Below are 21,322 nucleotides of genomic sequence, written 5' to 3'. Positions count from 1 at the left end.
GCGGCGGCAGGGTGGCGGCCAGTACGGCGAGCAGCACGAGTGCCAGCGCCCCCATGGCGAGGAACGCGCTGCGCCACCCCGCGAACGACGCCACGAACGTGGCCGCGGGCACCCCCAGCACCGACGCCACCGACACGCCGGACAAGATGACCGACGTGGCGCGTCCGACCGACCGGCCGGGCACCAGCCGCGGCGCCAGCCCGGCCGCGAACGCCCAGAAGCCGCCGATGCTCACCCCGGTCAGCACCCGGGCGGCCATCATCACGGGATGGCTCTGGGCGAGCGCGCCCGCCAGGTTCGCCACCGCCAGCAACGCCATCAGCCCGAGCAGTGTGAACCGCCGGTCGAGGCGGCGGGTGGTCACCGCCGTCAGCGGCGCGGAGAGCGCCGCGACGAGCCCCGGCGCCGTCATCATCAGCCCGGCGGTGCCGTCGGAGACGCGCAGGTCGGAGGAGATCGAGGTCAGCAGCCCGACGGGCAGCATCTCGCTGGTCACGATGGTGAAAGTGCCGACCGCGACCGAGATCACGGCGGGCCAGCGCGCCTGGGTGGCGGCGCGTACATGAGTCAACGTCATGGCCTTCAGCCTTCTCGCGCCCGTGGGCGGGAACAATGGCGAAGGTCGAAAGCTTGCTTTAGGCAGGCTAAGCGATCGGCGGAGGTGGGGATGGACTTCAGGGAGCTGGAGTGCTTCGTGGCGCTCAGCGAGGAGCTGCACTTCGCGCGTACGGCCGAGCGCCTCTACCTGTCGCCGGGCCGGGTGAGCCAGCTCATGCGCTCGCTGGAGGCCAGGATCGGGGGCCGGCTCTTCCACCGGACCAGCAGGCGGGTGCGGCTGACGCCGCTCGGCGAACGGTTCCTGGCCGATCTGAGGCCGGCCTACGAAGGGCTGGGCGCGGCCGTGAGCCGGGCCAAGGCGGCCGCGCGCGAGGTGACGGGCGTGCTCAGGGTAGGGTTCCTGGCCACGCCCACGGACGTCGTCACGGGCGGCGTACGCGCCTTCGAGAGCCGCTACCCCGGCTGCGAGGTCGAGCTGGTGGAGATCCCGATGTCCGACCCGTTCGGCAGGTTGCGGGCCGGACAGGTGGACATCGCGTTCACGCTGCTGCCCGTCGACGAGCCCGACCTGGCGACGGGCGAGGGCCTGAACCGGGTGTCGTACGAGCTGGGCGTCTCCACCCGGCATCCTCTGGCCGGCCGGGCGGGCATCGGCGCGGAGGAACTGGCGGGCCTGCCCCTGATCGGCCTGGACGGCTCCGCGCCCCGCGCCTGGCGGGAACGCGTGGCGCCGTCCGCGACCCCTTCGGGACGCCCGATCCCCCTGGCGGGTACGGTGACCACGAGCCAGGAGGGCCTGACCCAGGTGGCGCTCGGCCGGGGCGGCATGTTGTTCTGCGCCCCCACGGCGGCCCACCACAGGCGCCCTGACGTGAGCTTCGTCGCCGTCACCGGCCTGCCTCCTTCGATCCTCGGGCTGGCCTGGGTGCGGGCGGCCGAGACGGTGGCGATCCGGGCGTTCGGCGAGGCGGCGGCCCGGCACGCGCTCGGGTCGGAGGCCATGGTGGCGTGACACCCACGGGAGAACAGATGCCGCAGGACACGAAAAATACGGAAAGTTCGGAAAGCTGGGAAGCCGTCCGGATGACCGCCTGGGTGCGGGGGAGGGTCCAGGGTGTGGGGTTCCGCTGGTGGACCCGGGCCAGGGCGCTCGAGCTCGGACTGGCGGGATGGGCGCGCAACACCGAGGACGGCCGGGTGGAGGTGGTCGCCGAGGGGCCACGGTCGGCGTGCGTCAAGCTGCTGGAGTTGCTCAGAGGTTGCGACACGCCGGGCAGGGTCGATGGAGTAGCGGAACGTTGGAGTGAACCGCGAGGTAGTTTGGGCGGTTTTGTGGAGCGATAGCGACTTCCCTTAAACCCCCCAAATGGGGTATAGTTGTATGTCGGGAGTGCCCATCAGTAGGGCTCAGCGGTTCGATCGACTTGACCGCCCACACTGCCGGTGCGACTCTTGTTAAGTACCACGCGCACCCCTCCCGCGGAATAGAAGTGCGCGAACCAGTCTGGTCACTCAGCGTGGAGGACCCTTTACCATGGCGAAGGCTCTACTCGGCCACGTCGGCGGTCCTGACCCTCGAATGGTCTCGGAAATGCGCCGCCTGCAGCAGCGTATCCGGGATCTGGAGGCAGAACTCATCCGACTTCAGGCCACGAATGACGCTCTTGCGGCGCAAACCCGCGACGAAGCGCTAAGTCGCATGCAAGAGCGCGAGCCGGCACTCACCTGAGAGTGATCGGAGCGCAAGACCCAGGGACGTCTCGAAGAGGCGTCCCTTGTTATTTTCTCCTGTTCGGAAAGCTTCCTTTGCCCAGGTCGCGCCGGTTCCGACGGCATGCGCCCGCGACGGGCATCAGGGACCAGTAGTCTTTTCCGAGGTCGTCTAGGGAGAAGGGGGTCGCGCTTGTATTTGAAGACCCTCACCCTGCGTGGTTTCAAGTCCTTCGCCTCCGCGACCGCCCTGCGGTTCGAGCCCGGCATCACCTGCGTCGTCGGCCCCAACGGCTCGGGCAAGTCCAACGTCGTCGACGCCCTGGCCTGGGTCATGGGCGAGCACAGCGCCAAGTCGCTGCGCGGCGGCAAGATGGAGGACGTCATCTTCGCCGGCACCTCCTCCAGGCCCCCGCTCGGGCGCGCCGAGGTGACCCTGACCATCGACAACAGCGACGGCGCGCTGCCGATCGACTACACCGAGGTCACGATCAGCCGGCTGATGTTCCGGTCGGGGCAGAGCGAATACGCGATCAACGGCGACACCTGCCGCCTGCTCGACATCCAGGAACTGCTGTCCGACTCGGGCATCGGCCGCGAGATGCACGTCATCGTCGGGCAGGGCCAGCTCGACGCCGTGCTGCACGCGGGGCCCGAGGACCGGAGGGCGTTCATCGAAGAGGCCGCGGGCGTGCTCAAGCACCGCAAGCGCAAGGAAAAGGCGCTGCGCAAGCTCGACGCCATGCAGGCCAACCTGACCCGCGTGCAGGACCTCACCACGGAGCTGCGCCGTCAGCTCAAACCGCTGGGCCGCCAGGCCGAGATCGCCCGCAAGGCCGCCGTCATCCAGGCCGACCTGCGTGACGCCAGGCTCAGGCTGCTGGCCGACGACGTGGCCACGCTGCGCGTCACCCTGGAGCGCGAGGCCGCCGACGAGGCCGCGATCACGGCCAGGCGCAACCAGGTCGAGGCCGAGCTGGCGGAGGGCCAGCAGCGCGAGTCCGCGCTGGAGGCCGCCGAGGCCGAGGCCCAGCCCAGGCTGGCCGCCGCCCAGGAGACCTACTTCAGGCTCTCGTCCCTGCGCGAGCGCGTGACGGGCCTCGAACAACTCGCCGCCGAACGCCACCGGCACGCTCTCGACGCCGCCGCCATCGAGCGCAGGGGCCGCGACCCCGAGGAGCTGGAGCGCGAGGCGGCCGAGGCCCGCGAGCGGGAGCTGATACTCAAGGCCGAGCTCGACCACGCGCACGAGCTCCTGGAGGAGGCCGTCCAGCGGCGCTCCGAGGCCGAGGCCGAGCTGAACGCCGAGGAGCAGCGGCTCGCGATGGCCGCCAGGGCCGCCGCCGACCGCCGCGAAGGGCTGGCCAAGCTGCGCGGCCGGGTCGATTCCGTACGCAGCAGGGCCAGGGCCGCCGAGGAGGAGATCGGCAGGCTCCAGGCGGCGGTGGCCGACGCGAGCGAGCGCGAACGCCAGGCCGTGGAGGATCTGGAGGCGCGACGGCTGGAGGAGCCCGCCGCCGACCCCGCACTGGCCGAGGAACTGGCCACGGCGCAGGCCATGGTCGAGGAGGTCGCGGCGGTCGCCGACGAGGCGCGATCGGCCGCGGAGGAGGCCAGGTCCTGCCTCGACGCGCCTCGGGCCGCCCTCCAGACGGCGAAGACGGCGATGACCGCGGCGCGCGCCGCCGACCAGGAGGCCCAGCGCGCGGTGGCCGCGCTGACCGCCCGCCGTGAGGCTCTGGAGCTGGGGCTGGCCAGGGGCGACGGCGGCCCGGCCCTGCTGGACGCCGGCCTGGAAGGGGTGCTCGGCCCGCTGGCGGCCGCCATGCAGGTCACTCCGGGGGCGGAGCCGGCCGTGGCAGCCGTGCTCGGTCCGATCGTCGAGGCGATCACCGTCAGGTCCCTCGACACGGCCGTCGAGGCCATCGACCTGCTCCGCGCCCAGGACATGGGCCAGGCCACCCTCCTGGTCGCCGACCGGCCCGCGGAGGAGGCGGGAGCGGCGCCGCGGGAGCGGGGGAGCGCCCCCGACGGCAGCCGCTGGGCGGCAGACCTCGTCACCGTGCCCGGCCATCTCCGACCCGCCCTCGACCACGTGCTGGCCGACGTGGCGGTCGTCGACAACCTCAAAGCCGCGCGCGAGCTGGTCGAACGCCATCCCGGCCTGCGGGCCGTCACCACGGACGGCGACCTGGTCGGCGCTTACGTCGCGGACGGCGGGTCCGACGGCGGCACCTCCGTGCTCCAGGTGCGCGCGGCCCTCGACGAGGCGGTCGCGGACCTGGAGGAGGCCGGAGGCAGGGCGGAGGAGACCGCCCGTGTCCTGGACGAGGCGATCGCCCGGGAGCAGGCCGCCCAGACGGAACTGGAGGCCGCGCAGGCCCGCGTCACCGAGGCCCAGACCGCCGTCACGACCGCCCAGGCCGGTGTGAGCGCCGCGCAGGCCACGCTCGACCAGGTGAGAAGCCGCCAGCGCGAGGCCGACCAGCGCAACGCCGCGGCCGCCAGGCAGCTGGCCCAGCTGGAGGCCGCCGCCGGGGCGGCCCGCGCCGAGGCCGAGCGCCTGGCGAGGAGCGTCACCAAGGCGGAGGAGGCCCGCGCGGAGGGTCTGGAGGAGCTGGCCGAGCTGGAGATCCGGCTGGCCGAGGCCGAATACGCCCAGGAGCTGGAGTCGGAGCCCACCACCGACGGCCGCGACGAGCTGGCGAGCGCCTGCGAGGTCGCGAGGCAGCGTGAGATGGACACCCGTCTGCAGGTGCGCACCGCCGAGGAGCGGGTCAAGGGCATCGAGGGCCGCGCCGACGGGCTGGTGCGGGCCGCTCAGCGCGAGCGCCAGGAGCGCGCCCAGGCGGCCGCCCAGCGCGCCAGGCGCAGGCGGCAGGCCGCCGTGGCCGAGGCCGTCAGCAAGGGCGCCAGGCGGGTGCTCGGGGCGCTGACGACCTCCGTCCAGCTCGCGGCCAAGGAACGCGACGAGGCCGACCTCACCAGGGTCGCCGTCGACGCCGAGCTCAAGCAGGTGCGCCTGCGCGTGCGCGAGCTCGGCCAGGAGCTGGACAAACTGGTCAACCGGGTGCACGGCAGCGAGGTGGCCCGCACCGAGCAGCGCCTGCGGCTGGAACAGATGGAGCAGCGGGCGCTGGAGGAGTACGGCGTCGAGATCGACTCCCTGATCTCCGAGTACGGCCCCGACGCCCCGGTGCCCGGCGACCCGCCCGTGCCGTACGTACGCGAGGAGCAGGAGAAGCGAGCCAGGGCGGCCGAGCGGCAGATGAACCAGCTCGGCAAGGTCAACCCGCTGGCGCTGGAGGAGTTCGCGGCGCTGGAGGAGCGCCACGCCTTCCTCACCTCGCAGCTCGAAGACCTCAAGAAGACCCGGCGCGACCTGCTGACCGTGGTCAAGGAGGTCGACGACCGGGTCGAGCAGATGTTCGCCTCGGCCTTCGACGACGTGGCGAGGGAGTTCGAGCAGATCTTCACCAGGGTCTTCCCCGGGGGCGAGGGTCGGCTGGTGCTCACCGAACCGGCCGACATGCTGACCACCGGCATCGAGGTCGAGGCGAGGCCGCCGGGCAAGAAGGTCAAGCGGCTGTCGCTGCTGTCGGGCGGGGAGCGTTCGCTGACGGCGGTGGCGTTCCTGATCTCCATCTTCAAGGCCCGGCCGTCGCCGTTCTACGTGATGGACGAGGTCGAGGCCGCGCTCGACGACACCAACACGCAGCGCCTGCTGAGGTTGTTCGAGGAGTTGCGGCAGAGCTCGCAGCTGATCGTGATCACGCACAACAAGCGCACGATGGAGATCGCCGACGCCCTCTACGGCGTGTCGATGCGCGGCGACGGCGTCACACAGGTGGTCAGCCAGCGGCTCAGAGAACGCGAGTCTGCCTGATAGGTGTGGCCTTGGGCATGACCATGGCGGTCGATCTGGAAAACTGACATCTTGTGGATGGTTACCTCGGCGTCATCGTGATCGTGGCCGTCGTCGCCCTGCTGGCGGCCGGCGGTCTGTTCCTGCTCTTCCGGCCCGGCCGAAAAGCGCCGCCGCCGGTCAAGCCGCCCGAGACCCCGGTGCTTCCCGAGGAGAAGCGGCCGGCGGGAACGGGCGCGGAGGACGAGGGCGCGACCACCACGCTGCCGCCTCCGGCCAAGCCGGCCGAGCCGGTCGTGGTGGAGCCCGAGGTGGAGGTGCCGCCGCCGTCCGCGGGCCGGATGGTGCGGCTGCGTTCGCGGCTCGCGCGCTCGCAGAGCGCCCTCGGCCGCGGGCTGCTGGAGCTGCTCTCCCGTGACCGGCTCGACGACGACGTGTGGGACGAGATCGAAGAGAGCCTGATCACCGCCGACGTGGGCGTCGCGCCGACTCAGGTCATGGTCGAGGAGCTGCGTACCAAGGTCAAGGTGCTGGGCAGCCGCACGCCCGACGAGGTGCGCGGCCTGCTGCGCGAGCAGTTGCTCGCGCAGATCGGCCCAGGTCTCGACCGCACGCTGCACGTGCGCAAGCACGGTGAACGGCCCGCGGTGGTGCTGGTCGTGGGCGTCAACGGCACCGGCAAGACCACCACCACGGGCAAGCTCGCACGCTCCCTCGTCGGCGACGGCAAGAGGGTGGTGCTCGGCGCGGCCGACACCTTCCGCGCGGCCGCCGCCGATCAGCTCCAGACCTGGGGCGAGCGGGTCGGCGCCGACACGGTGCGCGGTCCCGAGGGCGGCGACCCGGCCTCCGTGGCCTTCGACGCGGTCGCCAAGGGCACGGAGGAGAAGGTCGACGTCGTGATCGTCGACACCGCGGGCCGTCTGCACACCAAGACCGGCCTCATGGACGAGCTGGGCAAGGTCAAGCGGGTCATCGAGAAGAAGGCCACGGTCGACGAGGTGCTGCTCGTGCTCGACGCCACCACCGGCCAGAACGGCATGCGCCAGGCGCAGGTGTTCGCCGAGGTGGTCAACATCACCGGCATCGCGCTGACCAAGCTCGACGGCACCGCCAAGGGCGGCATCGTGATCTCGGTGCAGCGGGAGCTGGGGGTGCCGGTCAAGCTCGTGGGGCTGGGCGAGGGGCCCGACGATCTGGCGCCGTTCGATCCCGAAGTCTTCGTGGACGCGATTCTCGGCGACTGAGGACAATTTCCGGCATGCCCGTAATTGTTGCTGAAATACCCCTTACCAGATAAGCATTGATCGATGTCTTTTTCATGTGCTGACATGTATCGGTCACCAACCTGAGTGCTCGGTTGCATTCGACGACGAAAGGGCAGCCATGAAGAAGATCATTGTTCACCGGCCCGGCACCGTGAAGCCGACCGCCGCGGCAGCGCCGAGGCACGGCAGCTGACGTACTCGGCCGGCGTCTGCTGACGGGCGCCGGCCATTGCCTGCCACGGAAATGGGGTCGTGTGGACACGATCATGCTGAACGCGGACCGCCGCCTCGGCGGCCCCTACACGCTCGCCGCCGGGCTGCTCGGCCATCTGGTCCCGGCCGCGCTGGAACGGCACCCCGAGCTGGCCGCAGCCCACGACATCGAGATTCGCACGGCCGCGCCGAAACTCCGCGACGCCGTCCCCGCGCGCAGGCGCTCGCTGGCCGACGATCTGCCCCGGGCGCAGCGCATTCTCATTCCCGCAGCCCGGCGCAGCCTCAGGATCGCCAACGGGCTGGCCGAGTTCGTCCGCGACCACCTCGACCGTGCGCGCCCGCTCACCGTGACCGTGGCGAACCTCGACGCCGCCGACCACACCGACGCCGAGTTCGTCGCCGTGCTGCGGCGCCGCGTCGACCCCGCTCTGCTGCGGATCGAGGAAGGCCCTGGGGTGCCGTCGGCCGGGGCGCGACCGGCCGACTTCGACCGCTACCGCGACGAGGGTTTCCACCATGCGATGGCCGAGTCGGGCCTGGAGGCGCTGTGCGGCATGGCGTACGGCGCCGACCCGGAGCGGTGGCGGCAGCTCCTGCAGCGCGTCGCCGCCTCGCTGGAGGCCATCGAGCGCGAGGACGAGGCCCGCGAGCTCTACGACCGCGCCAGGCGCGAGAGCACCGACCCCAAACACCGCGCCACCGTCGCCTACGCCACCGCCATGATCCTCGTACGCCACCACGACCCCGCGCGACGCGACCCCGAGCAGGCGCTGGCCTGGGTCAACGAGGCCATCACGATCACGTCTTTGCTGCCCGACCGCAGGGAGCGGGCCTTCCACCTCGGGTTCGACCTCAACGGCAAGGCCCTGGTCGAGGTGCGCAGGGGCCGGCCGGCCGCCGCGATGGAGCTGGTGCAGCAGGCCATCGACCTGGCCGAGGCCGACCTGCCGGGCGAGCACCCCATCCACAAGCTCGTGCTCCACGCCAACAGGGGTCAGCTGCTCGCCATGACGGGCCGCGCGGAGGAGGCGCTGGCCGACTACACGCGCGCGGTGGAGGCCGACCCCGGCTACCCCGACTACTACCTCGACCGGGGAAACCTGCTGCACAAGCTGGGCCGCGACGAGGAGGCGCTGGCCGACTACGAGGCCGTCATGCGTCTCAGCCCGCCCTTCCCCGAGGCGTACTACAACCGGTCCGAGCTGCGCTACGCGGCGGGCGACGTCGCCGGCGCCCGCGCCGACCTGGACCACACGCTGGAGCTGGACCCCGAGTTCGCGCCCGCGTACGTGAACAGGTCAGGACTGAGCGCGGCGGCCGGCGCGTACGCCGAGGCGCGGCAGGACGTCGAGCGAGGGCTGCGGCTCGCGCCGCGAGATCCGCACCTGATGTGCGTGCTCGGCCAGGTCGAGCTGGCAGAAAGGCGCCACCAGGAGGCGCGGTCCGCCTTCGACCGGGCCCTGGAGCTCGACCCCGACCTGGTGGCGGCCTGGGCCGGGCGGGCCGAGCTGGCCTTCGACCTCGGTGACCACGGCGCGGCCCTTGCCGACCTGACCAGCGCGCTCAAGCGGGAGGAGACGGCCGAGCTGCTGTTCAACCGGGCGGTGGTGCACCGGGCCGCGGGACGCCCGGACGACGCCCGCGACGATCTGCTCAGGGCCGCGGTCCTGGCGCCCGGCGACAGCGACATCGGGCAGGCTCTCACCGAGGTGTGATCCCATGGGACGGCGCTACTGGCTCCTGCTCAGCGCTTTCCTCGCCTCCTCGCTCGGCACCTGGATCTACCGGCTGGCCCTCCCGCTCCTGGTCTATGACCTGACCGGCTCCGCCCTCGGCACCGGGCTCGTGTACGCCATGGAATACCTCCCGTACGTCGCGCTCGGCATGCTCGGCGGGGTGCTCGCGGACCGGGTCGACCGGCGGCGGCTGCTCGTGCTCGGCGACCTGGCCTCCGCCGCGGTCACCGTACTGCTCGCGGTCATCGTGACGGCCGGCGTACGCCAGCTCTGGCCGATCTACGCGCTGGCGTTCCTGCTGGCCTGCGTCGATCCCCTCTACCAGCCCGCGTTCCGCTCGATCGTGCCCTCGCTGGTTCCGGTGGAGCGGCTGCCGCAGGCCAACGCGCGGATCCACATGGGCGAGCACGCGGTGAACATGATCGGCCCCGTGGCCGGCGGCGCGCTCGTCGTGGGCCTCGGCCATCAGGCCGCCATCTACGTGGACGCGGGTACGTTCCTGCTGTCGGCGCTGCTGATCCTGCCCGTCAGGGTGGCACGGGGCGTGGTGACGAGCCGCGCCACCCTGATGGGCCGCTCGATGCTCGCGGACATGCAGGAGGGCATCGGCTTCCTGTTCCGCGGCGACAAGGTGGTGCTCACCACCGCGCTCGCGACCGCGGCGTGCAACTTCGCGGTCTGGCTGCTGCTGGCGGGGCTCGTCTACTACCTCAGCTCCTATCACGGGTTCACCGCGGAGGAGATCGGCGTCGTCTACGCCTTCCAGGGGGCGGGCGCGGTGCTCGGGGCGGTGCTCGGCAGCCGGTTGCTGCGCAGGTGTCCGCCGGGGCCGGTGATCTGCTGGGCCGTCGTCGCGGGCGGTCTGTCGATGCTGGCCATGATCGCCGCGCGCGGCCCCGTGCTGATCGGACTCGCCTGGATGGGGCAGTTCGCCGCCGCCGGTACGTCGATCGTGGCCGTCGCGACCGTGCGCCAGCTGCTCGTCCCCGACCATCTGCTGGGACGGGTGCTCGGCATGGCCAGGATGGTCGCCTTCCTGTCCATCCCGCTCGCTTCGCTGGCCACGGGCGTGTTCGAGCAGGAGGCGCGCAACGCGTACGCGCTGATGGTGGCCGCGGGGGTCGGCTGGCTGGCCATCGCCGCCGTCATGGCGAACACGCCGCTCGGCCGGCTCAGGCTGCCGGCCCTGCGGGACGCGTACGGGGGCCGATCGGCACCACCAGGGGAGTGCCGGCCACCGGATCCTCGATGACCTTGGCGTCCAGTTCGAACACCTCGCCCAGCAGCTCCTCGGTCAGCACCTCGTGCGGGGTGCCCGAGGAGATCACCCGCCCGCCGCGCATGGCCACCAGCCGGTCGGCGTAGCGTGCGGCCAGGTTGAGGTCGTGCAGGACCATGACGACCGTGCGCCCGGCCTGCCGGTGCAGGTGGCGTACGAGCTCCAGGACCTCGACCTGGTGGGCGAGGTCGAGGAAGGTCGTGGGCTCGTCGAGCAGGAGCAGGTCGGTGCCCTGGGCCAGGGCCATGGAGATCCACGCCCGCTGCCGCTGCCCGCCCGACAGCTCGTCCAGGGGCCGTTCGGCCAGGTCGGCGAGGCCCGTCATGTCGAGCGCCTCGGTGACGGCGCCCTCGTCGTCGGAGGACCACTGGCGATACCACGTCTGGTGGGGATGCCGGCCCCTCGCCACGAGGTCGGCCACGGTCAGCCCCTCGGGTGCGATGGGCGCCTGCGGGAGCACGCCGAGGATCTTGGCGACCTCGCGGGTGGGAATCTTGTCGATGCGTTTGCCGTCGAGCAGCACCTCGCCGCCCTGCGGCTTGAGCAGGCGGCCGAGCGCGCGCAGCAGGGTGGACTTGCCGCAGCCGTTGGGGCCGATGATGGTGGTCGCGGTGCCCGCCTCGATACCGAGGTCGAGCCCGTCGACGACGATGCGCTCGCCGTACCCGAGCTTGACGCCGGCGGCCTGCAGTCTCACTTGCGTGACCTCCAGATCAGGTGGATCAGGTAGGGCGCGCCCAGGACGGCGGTGACGATGCCGACGGGCAGTTCGAGCGGGGAGAAAGCGGTGCGGGCGATCAGATCGGCGCCCGTGGTGAGCACGCCGCCGATCACCGCCGAGCACAGCAGCGGCGGCCGGCCCGCCCGGACGAGCCTGAGCGCGATCTGGGGCGAGGCGAGCGCCACGAAGGCGATCGGGCCGGCCGACGCGGTGGCCACGGCGGCCAGCAGCACGGCGGCGAGGATCAGCAGGGCGCGGGCCGGATTCATGCGCACGCCGAGGGCGGTGACCGTCTCGTCGCCGAAGCGCAGGGCGTCGAGGGAGCGGGTGCCGAGCAGCGTCAGCGGCACCAGGACGGCCAGTGCCAGCGCCGTGGGCGTCACGTGCTCCCATCCGCGGCCGTTGAGCGAGCCGCTGATCCAGATCATGGCGCGGCTGGTGTCGTTGACGTCGCCGACCGTGAGCAGCCAGAACTTGACGTTGGTGAACACCGCGGCCACGCCGATGCCGACCAGCACCAGGCGGTAGCCGTCGAGGCCGCGCCGCCACGCCAGGCCGTAGACGACGGCGGCGCCGAGCAGGCCGCCGAGCAGGGCGAGCGCGGGGATGCCGAGGGTGGACAGCAGGCCGCTGACACCGCCGTAGACGCTGCCGCTGGCCACCACGCCGGCCACGACCGTGACGGAGGCGCCGGTGGTGACGCCGAGGATCTCCGGGCTGGCCAGCGGGTTGCGGGCGATGGACTGGATGATCGCCCCGGACAGCGCGAGCGCGGCGCCGACGAGGGCCCCGGTGAGTGCGCGGGGCAGGCGCAGCTCCATGATGACGAAGTGGCCGGCGCTGTCGGCGTCGAACGTGCCGGTGACCACGTCGGCGAGGTTCATCTCGAGGTCGCCGATGCGCATGTTGAGCGCCATGAGCAGGGCGAGCAGCACCAGCCCCGCCAGGGTGAGCACGACGGCGCGGGGGCGTACCTGCCAGGACAGGCCGCCGACGCGGAGGGGGAGCGTGGTCACAGGCGCACCGGCTTCCTGCGGCGTACGAGGGCGACGAAGAACGGCGCCCCGAGCAGGGCGAGCACCACGCCGACCTCCAGCTCTCCCGGCGGCGCCACCACGCGGCCCACCACGTCGGCGACCAGCAGCAGCGCCGCGCCGACGAGGCCGGAGTAGGGCAGCAGCCACCGGTGGTCGGTGCCCGACAGCGGGCGCGTCATGTGGGGCACGATGAGCCCCACGAACGCCAGGGAGCCGCAGGCGGCCACGGACGCGCCGGACAGCAGGGTGACGGCGGCGACGCCGACGGCGCGGGTCACGGGGATGTTCTGGCCGAGGCTCCTCGCGACGTCCTCGCCGAGCGAGAGGGCGTTGAGCCCGGGGGCGTTGACCGCGGCCAGCACGAGGCCCGCCAGGATGAACGGCAGCACCTGCCAGACGACGTCGGCGCCCCTGGCCGCGATCGAGCCCGCCTGCCAGAAACGGAAGACGTCCATGGCCTGCTCGTCGAGCAGCACGATGGCCGAGGTCAGCGCGTAGAGGAAGGCGCTGACGGCGGTGCCGGCGAGTGCCAGCGTGACCGGGGTGGGGCTGCCCTTGCCACCCGTCATGCCGAGCGCGAACACCGCGACGCTCGCCACCAGCGCCCCCGCCAGGCCGAACCAGATGTAACCGAGCAGGCTGGAGACCCCGAGCAGGATGATCGAGGACACCATCGCGAACGCCGCTCCCTGCGTCACCCCGAGCAGGCCGGGATCGGCGAGGGGATTGCGCGTGTGGCCCTGCATGAGCGCGCCGGCCACGCCGAGCGCGACCCCCGCGAGCACGCCGAGGACCGTCCTCGGGACACGCAGCGCGCGGATGACGATGTCGTTCTCGGTGCCGGTGGGCGCGGTGAGCGCGTGCCAGGCGTCGGCGAGCGGCACGGACTTGGAACCGACGGTGACGCTCAGCACCACGGCGACGAGCACGGCGGCGAGCAGCGCGAACAGCACCGTGAGCCGTCGGTGACGGACGCCACGGATCCGGGGGGCGACGGCCGTTGCGCTCACCCGTGCCCTCCTCGATGTTCGCCGGGTCCCGGTGCAGTATGCCAGCTTAGGCTGGGCTAACCTTAATTAGGTTTGCCTTAGCTTGACCGAAAGGGTGCTGATGAGACCGTTGCGCGTGCTGGTCTGCGCTGTCCTCGCCACAGGGCTGGCCGCCTGCGGTTCGGCCGAGCCCGCCGCCTCGCCGAGCGCTCCCTTCAGGACCGTCGAACACGTCATGGGCAAGACGGTGATCCCGGAGCAGCCGAAGCGGGTGGTGGCGCTCGACCAGAGCTTCGTCGACGCGGTGCTCACGCTGGAGACGCCGGTGGTGGGCTACACCACCTACCGCTCGATCGACACCGAGCTGCCCGGCTATCTCGGGGCCGTCGCCGAGCGGCACGGCAAGGAGGCCGCCCCGGTCGGGACGCTGGAGCAGCCGAGCCTGGAGAGGATCATCGCGCTCAAGCCCGACCTGATCGTCTCGGCCAAGGTCCGCCACGAGGCACTGTACGAGAAGCTCTCCAAGATCGCGCCCACCGTCTTCAGCGAGACCACCGGGGCCATCTGGAAGGACAACCTCAGGCTCATGGGCCGGGCCCTGGGCAAGGAGACGCTCGCCGACACCAGGATCAAGGAGTACGAGAAGCGCGCGGCCACGATCGGCGCGTCGATCAAGGAGAAGGAGGGCGAGCTGCCGACGATCTCGATCGTGCGCTTCGCCGGCGAGCCGACGACCCGGCTCTACGTGGAGAACTCCTACTCCGGCGTGGTCATGAAGGACGTCGGGTTCCCCCGGCCGCAGGACCAGCCGAACGCGCAGGACGCCATCGCCGTGGACGTCAGCCAGGAGCGGATCGCCGAGCTGGACGCCGACCAGATCTTCGTCGCGACCTATCCGGACCCGTCGTCCGACGAGCCCAAGGAGAAGTTCGTGAACAACCCGCTGTGGGGCAAGCTCAAGGGCGACAAACACGAGGTCAGCGACCTGACCTGGATGAGCGCCGTGGGCATCCAGGGGGCGCACGCGATGCTGGACGACGTGGCGAAGTTCTTCGCCGTCGATCCCGTGAGGTCCGCCTCCTGATGCCGCGTCCGGGAATGGCCGGCCGGGTCACCGGTGTTGTACGAGGTCGGCGTGCTCGCCGACGGCCCCCGTTTCCGGTCGCCGGCGCGGCCCGTGGACGAAGAAACCCCGATGTCCGCGTGAACTAGTACGCACATCGGCTCGTCTTTCAAGGGGAGGTTTACACCCCGGCCCGAGGGCAGCGGAAAGACGTGCAGATGTGTGTCGCGACAACGGTCGGCATCGACCCCGACAACGGCCTCAGCCGCTCAGCGGCGGGCGCCAGGGTCATGGCGGTCGACGAGACTCATGCCTATACGCTATCCCCTGTGACTCTTGCCACTCCTACTGGGAAATTGGGTGGGTAGTGTTATGATAATGAGACTTGTCCGGCCGTGGACGTGACCACGCACGCCGCGAGCAGATGGACGAAGACCCCTTCTGACCAAGGCGGAACCGCACTAACGCGCCCCTTACCTGGTGCTTGCGATGATGGAACCGCTGTCAGGCGGCTTGTGCCGAAACGGGGGATAGCGCAAGGGGGATTGATTTGATCACTATGACCGATGAGCAGCGTCAGGACTGGTTCGAACGGGATGTCGTGCCCGTGACGTCGCAGCTGTTCGCCTCCGCCATGCGCCTGACTCGCAACACCGCCGACGCGGAGGACCTGGTCCAGGAGACGGTGGCGAAGGCGTACACGTCCTACCACCAGTTCCGTGAGGGCACCAACCTCAAGGCGTGGTTGCACCGCATCCTGACCAATAACTTCATCAACGACTACCGCAAGAAGCAGCGCTCGCCCAAGCTGTCCGCGGCCGAGGACATCGAGGACTGGCAGCTGCACGCCGCCGAGTCCCACTCCTCGACCGGGCTGCGGTCCGCCGAGACCGAGGCGCTCGACCGGCTCCCCGACAACATCGTGATGAACGCCCTGCGCAGCCTGCCCGAGGACTTCCGTGTGGCCGTCTACCTGGCCGACGTCGAGGGCTTCGCGTACAAGGAGATCGCTGAGCGCATGGGCACGCCGATCGGCACCGTGATGTCCCGCCTCCACCGCGGCCGCCGCCAGCTGCGCGGCATGCTGGAGGAGTACGCCCGCGAAGAGGGCGCCGTACGCGTCCCCGCACAGAGCGCCGCCGCCTAGTCAGAGCCACGGCGCTGCCTCTCGTAGTCACGTGGCGAAGGCCGCGAGCACGATGCCCATGCCGCGCTCGTTCTGGCTCACGGCCTTGGCGTCGGTGGAGTTGACCGCGTAGACGACCGTCCGGCTCAGGTCGCGGGTGGCGCCGATGGCGGCCGCGCTGCCGTACCGGGCACCGGTCTTGCCGTAGACCACGAGGCCGCCGGGCAGCTCCAACCTGGACATGCCCGAGGTGTGCATGGCGGGGTCGCCGGTGCCGTACGTGGGCACGCGCGGCACCGTGAACATGTGCTCGAGCTGCGCGGCCGGCACCACCTTGCCGCCGAACAGGGCCTTGACGAATGTCTCCAGATCGGCCGTGGTGGAGATCAGGTCGCCGGAGGCCCAGGTGTAGGTGGAAGTGGTCACGGTCATGTCCACGACATGGTGGCGGCCGTACCTGATGGCGTTCTTGAAGTTGTCGGGGACGAGCTGGTAGCCGTGGTTGTGCCGCCCTCGGATGCGGACGGAGTCGCCCGGCAGATAGCTGTCGCGCATGCCGAGAGGGGCGAAGATCCGGGTGGTCACCTCACGCTCGTAGGAGCGGCCGGTCACCTTCTCGATGAGCAGGCCCGCGACGAACGTGTTCATGTCGACGTAGTGCTGCTGCGTGCCCGGGGCGAACTCCATCGGCTTCTTCACGGCCTCGCGGACATACTCCCGCGGCGTCCACTTCCTGAACCTGGTGGCGTAGACCTGCCTGAAGTCGGCGCTGATCTCGGGCGAGGGCAGCCCGCTGGTGTGGTTGAGCAGCTGCCCGACCTTGACGGCGGGGTACGCGCGCGGCAGCAGGCCGGGCAGTCGTCGCTGGACCGTGTCGTCCAGCGAGATCTTGCCCTCGGCGACGAGTTGCAGGACGACCGCGACCGTCAAGACCTTGGTCACGCTGCCCGCCCTGAACCGGGCGCCCGCTTTCGCCGGGCGGTTGGTGCGCAGGTCGGTGACGCCCGTGAACCCGCGCCACGAGCCCTTGGCGCCGCCCACCCTGACCTCGGCCGCGGTGGCGTCGGAGGCGGGCAGCCCGGCGATGCTCCGCTTCAGGGCCGCCTGGTCGATCGGCGGCAGCTCGACCTGCGGCGCGACGGTGGACGGTGTCCTGCCGGCGGTCGCGGGCGCCGGGACGGCGGCGGGGAAGAGGGTGGCGAGGACGAGAGCGGCGGCGACATGGGCGCGCTTCATGGCGGTGCCTCCAGGAGATGGGGATCTGCGGAACGTCCCCATCCTGTCGATCACAGTGGGCCGCCCGGATCGCCGTCACCGGGGATCTTCCGGCTCGCTCCCAAGAGGGAGTTCATCGCCCGGTCGAGTGACGGCGTTCCTGTCGGCTGCTACCGAGCGTCCGCCTACGGCCCCATCGCGAGATGGAGGCGGACGCGCAACAGGCCGTTCTCCGCGCGTAACTCGACGAGATCGCACAGTTGCCGGCTGATCCAGAGCCCGTATCCCCTGGAAGATCCGGGCTCCGGTGGTATGTAGCCGGGCAGGGGGTCGTGGAGCGCGCCCCCGGGGTCGGTGATCTCGCAGACGAGTTCCTCGCCCTCCACCCACAGCGTGATCGTGCCGTGGCCGGCGCCGTGCTCGATGCTGTTGGCCGCGATCTCCGACGCGCTGAGCACGAGTGACGTGACGAGGTCGCCGTCCATGCCGGCCGCCCTGGCGTACTCGCCGACGCTGCGGCGCAGCCGCTTCAGCTCGCGCGCGGTGAACTCGAACGTCTTCGCGTCGCCGCCGGGCTCGGGCAGGGGCGCGCGATCGGGGTCCAGCACCAGGTCGTGCGGCTCGACGAAGCGGGCGCAGGGCGCCTCGCCGCCGGGGCCGAGCAGCAGGGGGTGGGTGAGGTGGCTGTGGCCGAGCACGCTCGCGGGCACGTGGCGGACGTCGTAGAGGCACCACAGGATCGCCGGCCGCGTGTGGAGCGCGGCGTTGATCACGGACTCGTAGCGGATGAGCTCACTGACCCCGCGCTCGCTCCTGCCCTCCCAGACGGGCTCGCCCACGACGAACGTACGGCGGCCGCGCGTGTAGTCGTGCAGGGCGGCCAGGGTCCGGTAGGGGTGGACGTACCAGGACATGGAATCGCGGATGTCGACGCGCCCCGCGTCGCGGCCCAGGGCGTCGGCCAGCAGCCGGAGCTTGGCCGGCCCGGTGATCATCAGGACCCGCCTGCCCGCGTCCAGCGCTGCGCGCACGCGCGGGACGGTGAGGCTCACGAAAGCCTCGTCCGAGCCGTACGGCACCGCGACGTGCCTCAACGACTCATCACCGGAACGTGCCCGATCAGGGCGCACGGGCGAAACGTAGCAAGGCTAGGGATGCTGTGCAACGGCTATCAGCGCCACCGCCCCGAGCGCGCAGGCCACGCCGGTCATCTGGACGGCCCGCAGTCGCTCGCCGAGCACGTGGCGGGCCAGCAGGAGGGTGCTGGCGGGGTAGAGCGAGACGAGCACGGCGACGAGACTGAGCAGGCCGTCCTGCTGGGCCAGCAGGAAGAGCACGTTCGCCGTCATGTCGAGCACGCCCGCGGCGACGATGATGTGCAGCGACCCCGGCCGGGGTCTGAGCGTCCGCCGGGTGACCAGGGCGAGCAGGGCCACCACGGTCACCGACGAGAGCCTGGCGCCGACCAGCGGCCACAGGCCGGACTCGTGGGAGGCCATGGAGAGCAGGATGAAGAAGCCGCCGAAGCCGGCGCCCGCGGCCAGCGCCGCCGCCACCGAGGCGAGGGAGCCGTGCCCGCCCCCTGAGCTGTCCTGGCTGACCAGCAGCACCGAGCCCAGCGCCAGCGCGACCCCGACCAGCGCCCAGAACGCCGGCCGCTCGCCGGTCGCGAGCCCGAACACCACGGGCAGCGCGGCCGAGGTGACCGCGGTCGTCGGCGCGACCACCGACATGACGCCCGTGGCCAGCGCCCGGTAGAACAGCACCAGCCCAGCCGCCCCCGACGTGCCCGCGGCCAGCCCCCATGACAGTGACGTGTCGCTGAACGCGCCGGGCAGCAGCGGCAGCAGGGCCAGGATCAGCGCCAGGCCGGCGATCTGCGACAGCACGACGACCGAGAGCACCTGGGTTCGTTTGGTGGCCAGGCCGCCGAAGAAGTCGGCCGTGCCGTAGACCACCGCGCAGGCGGCCGCCAGGATCACCGTCATGTCGCACCCCGTCCAGTCCAACACACTGCACGCTTAGTACAACATATTAGGTACAACACACTGCAATAGCTTTTCACTAGGCTGCACTCCATGGAGGACGCCGAGCTGATCACCCAGGCCATCGCCAACAACGTCCGGGCGCAGCGCTCCCACCGCGGGCTGACGCTCGACGCGCTGGCCGCCAGGTCGGGAGTGAGCAGGGGGATGCTCGTCCAGGTGGAGCAGGGCCGGACCAACCCGAGCGTCTCCACGCTCACCAGGATCGCCTCCGCCCTGGGCGTCACCGTGGCCAGACTCGTCGAGGTCGCCGACGTGCCCATGGTGCGCGTCATCGACAAGGCCGACGTCGTCACGTTCCGCCAGGGCGACGTGCAGGCCCGCCTGCTCGTGGGCGCGGACGTGCCGATGATCCTGGAGTTGTGGGACTGGCGGCTGGCCCCGGGCGAGCACCACGACGGCGACGCCCACCCTCCCGGCACCCGTGAGATGCTCACCGTGCTCGACGGCGAGCTGACGATCAGCGTCTACGGCAGGAGCCACACCATCGGCAAGGACGACGCGGTGCTCTTCACCGCCGACCGCCCCCACCGCTACGCGAACAACGGCAAGGAGCAGCTCAGATTCGTCATGGTGGTCGCCGAACCCCGCGAGACACCCGACCAATGACGGAGAAGTCCCTTATGGGCGGCTGGCACCCGTTGTCTGGGTACATCACTGGTGTGTACGGAACGTCGGCAGGGGGTGGCGGGTGAGTGAGGCCCGAGCGGCGACGGAGAAACTCCAGGCGGAGCTCCACGGTCTGGGCATCACCAGCGCGTACGACGTGGGCGACGATGCGACCATCTCGGTGTGGATAGGCCTGGTCGTGCGCTACCGGGATGGCTTTTACCACTGGCGGGAAGGACCGGCGAAACGTCGGCATCCGGATACGGATCCGGCCGGATGTGCCATGCGCGTGGCGCGTCGCTTCAAGGAACTGCAGGCCGATATCCCACTCTGGTGGGACGACCTGGTCAGGAAACTGCGGGGGAAACCGGCCCAGGACTATCCGTAGCCCCCCGTACGCGGTGTTTCGGGGGGACGCATGCGCGGGTGGGCTCTGCCGCTGGCTCTGCTGGCTCTGGTGAGCTTCGCCACCCAGGTGGTACGCACCGAACTCCCCGAGCCTCCGATCGTGCCCCTGCAGCCGCCGCCGATCGATCCCGGCGTCCTTGCCAGGCGGCTGGCCCGGCTGCAGCCCGGCTGGCCGCGCCACGTCGACTGCGGGCGGGAGAAGTGCGTGGCCCTGACCTTCGACGACGGGCCCGGCCGGCACACCGGACGACTGCTCGACCTGCTGAGCGAGCGCGACGCGAAGGCGACGTTCTTCGTGGTCGGGGAGATGGTGGCCGCGGACGGCGGGCGGACCCTGCAGCGCATCGTGGCCGACGGGCACGAGCTCGGCAACCACTCGTGGAGCCATCCAGCACTGTCGGAGCTGAGGCGCAAGGAGCTCCACCGGGAGCTGCGGCACACCGGCCGCCTCGTGCGCCGGCTCACCGGGGTCACGATGCAGGTGATGCGGCCGCCGTACGGGCTGACGGACAAGCGCGTCGCGGCCGAGGCCCGCCGCGCGGGCATGGCGCAGATTCTGTGGAACGTCGACACCTTCGACTGGCGGGACCGCGAACCCGAGATCGTGGCCAGGAGGGCCTGGCGGGCCCGGCCCGGGTCGATCATCCTGATGCACGACATCCACCGCACCAGCGTCAAGGCCGTGCCCGCCCTGCTCGACGCGCTGGAGCGGAAGGGGTTCACGTTCGTCACGGTCTCCGACCTGTACGGCGACCGGAGCCCGCTCCCCGGCAGGAAGTACATGAGGCGGTGACCCGGAGCGCCCGCGCGGCGTGGCAGGCTTGTCCGCATGGGGTTCACGGGCTTTCCCGACGAGGCGTTCCTGTTCTACGAGGGGCTGGAGGCGGACAACTCGAAGACCTACTTCGGCCGGCACAAACAGCTTTACGAGGAGGCCGTACGCGAGCCGATGCTCGCGCTCGCCGACGAAATGGCCGCGGAGTTCGGTTCGGCGCAGCTTTTCCGGCCCCACCGCGACGTGCGCTTCGCCAAGGACAAGTCGCCGTACAAGACTCATCAGGGCGCGTTCGTGGACCTGATGCCGGGCATCGGGCTCTACGTGGAGCTGAGCGCGGCCGGGCTGTTCACCGCGGGCGGCGTCTACACGAAGGCCCCCGACCAGGTCGCCCGCTACCGCGCGGCGGTCGACGATGACCTGTCGGGCAAGCCGCTGGAGGCCATCACCGGGTCGCTGGAGGCGGCCGGTTACGCGCTGCACGGCGAACGGCTCAAGACCAGGCCGCGCGGGTTCGACGCCGGCCATCCCCGCATCGACCTGCTGCGGCACAGGTCGCTGCACGCGGGGATGCGCTTCGAGCCGGAGCCGTGGGTGCACACGCCGCAGGTGCGCGAGCGGGTGGCACGCACGTGGCGCGACTTCGGGCCCCTGGTCGAGTGGCTCTGCACACACGTGAGAGGCAGCGAACTGCCGCCCCGC

At 71.1% G+C, this 21,322-nt stretch carries 20 protein-coding genes and 1 pseudogene; 13 read left to right on the top strand and 8 right to left on the bottom strand.

The window, feature by feature from the left end; genetic code table 11:
- The coding region (locus E1267_RS32290; protein WP_132338139.1) for an MFS transporter at positions 1-577 on the bottom strand (577 nt) is incomplete at its 3' end.
- A 90-nt stretch (positions 578-667) separates the two neighbouring features.
- On the opposite strand from E1267_RS32290, the gene E1267_RS32285 reads away from it, so the two are divergent.
- The 7 genes from E1267_RS32285 to E1267_RS32255 all read left to right on the top strand — a co-directional run bounded on the left by E1267_RS32285 (position 668) and on the right by E1267_RS32255 (position 10,605).
- The gene (locus E1267_RS32285) at positions 668-1,570 is read left to right on the top strand and encodes a LysR family transcriptional regulator (RefSeq protein WP_132338137.1); all 903 of its coding nucleotides are present in this window, start codon (positions 668-670) and stop codon (positions 1,568-1,570) included.
- A 17-nt stretch (positions 1,571-1,587) separates the two neighbouring features.
- Entirely contained in the window at positions 1,588-1,902 is a 315-nt protein-coding gene (locus E1267_RS32280; protein ID WP_132338145.1) for an acylphosphatase, read from the top strand.
- A gap of 190 nt (positions 1,903-2,092) precedes the next feature.
- Positions 2,093-2,287, top strand: coding sequence for a hypothetical protein (locus E1267_RS32275; protein ID WP_090938435.1), 195 nt, complete (start codon positions 2,093-2,095; stop codon positions 2,285-2,287).
- A 174-nt stretch (positions 2,288-2,461) separates the two neighbouring features.
- The gene (gene smc, locus E1267_RS32270) at positions 2,462-6,154 is read left to right on the top strand and encodes a chromosome segregation protein SMC (RefSeq protein WP_181957871.1); all 3,693 of its coding nucleotides are present in this window, start codon (positions 2,462-2,464) and stop codon (positions 6,152-6,154) included.
- 53 nt (positions 6,155-6,207) lie between these two features.
- Positions 6,208-7,380, top strand: coding sequence for a signal recognition particle-docking protein FtsY (gene ftsY, locus E1267_RS32265; RefSeq protein WP_132338133.1), 1,173 nt, complete (start codon positions 6,208-6,210; stop codon positions 7,378-7,380).
- Positions 7,381-7,667: 287 nt separating this feature from the next.
- Complete coding sequence (locus E1267_RS32260) at positions 7,668-9,332, top strand: tetratricopeptide repeat protein (RefSeq protein WP_246064392.1); 1,665 nt, start codon at positions 7,668-7,670, stop codon at positions 9,330-9,332.
- A gap of 4 nt (positions 9,333-9,336) precedes the next feature.
- Positions 9,337-10,605, top strand: coding sequence for an MFS transporter (locus E1267_RS32255; RefSeq protein ID WP_132338129.1), 1,269 nt, complete (start codon positions 9,337-9,339; stop codon positions 10,603-10,605).
- On the opposite strand, the gene E1267_RS32250 is transcribed toward E1267_RS32255, so the two are convergent.
- The 3 genes from E1267_RS32250 to E1267_RS32240 are packed head-to-tail and all read right to left on the bottom strand — an operon-like array spanning position 10,526 to position 13,400.
- The gene (locus tag E1267_RS32250; RefSeq protein ID WP_181957870.1) at positions 10,526-11,329 is read right to left on the bottom strand and encodes an ABC transporter ATP-binding protein; all 804 of its coding nucleotides are present in this window, start codon (positions 11,327-11,329) and stop codon (positions 10,526-10,528) included. The genes E1267_RS32255 and E1267_RS32250 overlap by 80 nt on opposite strands.
- Positions 11,326-12,369: a FecCD family ABC transporter permease gene (locus E1267_RS32245; protein WP_246064391.1), complete on the bottom strand. Its 1,044-nt coding sequence runs from the start codon at positions 12,367-12,369 to the stop codon at positions 11,326-11,328. The genes E1267_RS32250 and E1267_RS32245 overlap by 4 nt, the downstream gene beginning before the upstream one ends.
- Positions 12,366-13,400, bottom strand: a complete 1,035-nt coding sequence (locus E1267_RS32240) for a FecCD family ABC transporter permease (RefSeq protein ID WP_132338127.1) — start codon at positions 13,398-13,400, stop codon at positions 12,366-12,368. Before E1267_RS32240 ends, E1267_RS32245 begins: the two co-directional genes overlap by 4 nt.
- Positions 13,401-13,500: 100 nt before the next feature.
- Between E1267_RS32240 and E1267_RS32235 the strand changes: the two genes are divergently transcribed.
- Positions 13,501-14,463, top strand: a complete 963-nt coding sequence (locus E1267_RS32235; protein WP_132338125.1) for an ABC transporter substrate-binding protein — start codon at positions 13,501-13,503, stop codon at positions 14,461-14,463.
- A gap of 140 nt (positions 14,464-14,603) precedes the next feature.
- On the opposite strand, the pseudogene E1267_RS46765 reads toward E1267_RS32235, so the two are convergent.
- Positions 14,604-14,753 (bottom strand): annotated as a pseudogene (locus E1267_RS46765) (PLP-dependent cysteine synthase family protein); the annotation flags it as partial.
- A 248-nt stretch (positions 14,754-15,001) separates the two neighbouring features.
- On the opposite strand from E1267_RS46765, the gene E1267_RS32230 reads away from it, so the two are divergent.
- A complete protein-coding gene (locus tag E1267_RS32230) occupies positions 15,002-15,589 on the top strand; it encodes a sigma-70 family RNA polymerase sigma factor (RefSeq protein WP_132338123.1) in 588 nt (195 codons plus the stop codon).
- Positions 15,590-15,616: 27 nt separating this feature from the next.
- On the opposite strand, the gene E1267_RS32225 is transcribed toward E1267_RS32230, so the two are convergent.
- The 3 genes from E1267_RS32225 to E1267_RS32215 all read right to left on the bottom strand — a co-directional run bounded on the left by E1267_RS32225 (position 15,617) and on the right by E1267_RS32215 (position 18,771).
- Complete coding sequence (locus tag E1267_RS32225) at positions 15,617-16,804, bottom strand: serine hydrolase domain-containing protein (RefSeq protein ID WP_132338120.1); 1,188 nt, start codon at positions 16,802-16,804, stop codon at positions 15,617-15,619.
- Positions 16,805-16,968: 164 nt separating this feature from the next.
- Complete coding sequence (locus E1267_RS32220) at positions 16,969-17,862, bottom strand: anti-sigma factor RsbA family regulatory protein (protein ID WP_281283727.1); 894 nt, start codon at positions 17,860-17,862, stop codon at positions 16,969-16,971.
- A 69-nt stretch (positions 17,863-17,931) separates the two neighbouring features.
- Positions 17,932-18,771, bottom strand: a complete 840-nt coding sequence (locus tag E1267_RS32215; protein WP_132338115.1) for a DMT family transporter — start codon at positions 18,769-18,771, stop codon at positions 17,932-17,934.
- A gap of 90 nt (positions 18,772-18,861) precedes the next feature.
- On the opposite strand from E1267_RS32215, the gene E1267_RS32210 reads away from it, so the two are divergent.
- The 4 genes from E1267_RS32210 to E1267_RS32195 all read left to right on the top strand — a co-directional run.
- Positions 18,862-19,437 carry a helix-turn-helix domain-containing protein gene (locus E1267_RS32210; protein ID WP_132338113.1) on the top strand — a complete coding sequence of 192 codons (576 nt, stop codon included), beginning with the start codon at positions 18,862-18,864 and terminating at the stop codon, positions 19,435-19,437.
- A gap of 82 nt (positions 19,438-19,519) precedes the next feature.
- Positions 19,520-19,825, top strand: coding sequence for a hypothetical protein (locus E1267_RS32205; RefSeq protein ID WP_132338111.1), 306 nt, complete (start codon positions 19,520-19,522; stop codon positions 19,823-19,825).
- Positions 19,826-19,855: 30 nt separating this feature from the next.
- Positions 19,856-20,638 (top strand): polysaccharide deacetylase family protein, encoded by a 783-nt coding sequence (locus tag E1267_RS32200; RefSeq protein WP_132338108.1) that lies wholly within the window; start codon positions 19,856-19,858, stop codon positions 20,636-20,638.
- Positions 20,639-20,674: 36 nt separating this feature from the next.
- A partial coding sequence (locus tag E1267_RS32195) for a DUF2461 domain-containing protein (protein ID WP_132338106.1) occupies positions 20,675-21,322 on the top strand: 648 nt, incomplete at its 3' end.

The sequence above is a fragment of the Nonomuraea longispora genome, from assembly GCF_004348345.1.
In the GTDB taxonomy this organism is placed as follows: Bacteria; Actinomycetota; Actinomycetes; order Streptosporangiales; family Streptosporangiaceae; genus Nonomuraea; species Nonomuraea longispora.
This window is presented reverse-complemented; position numbering and strand designations above follow the sequence as displayed.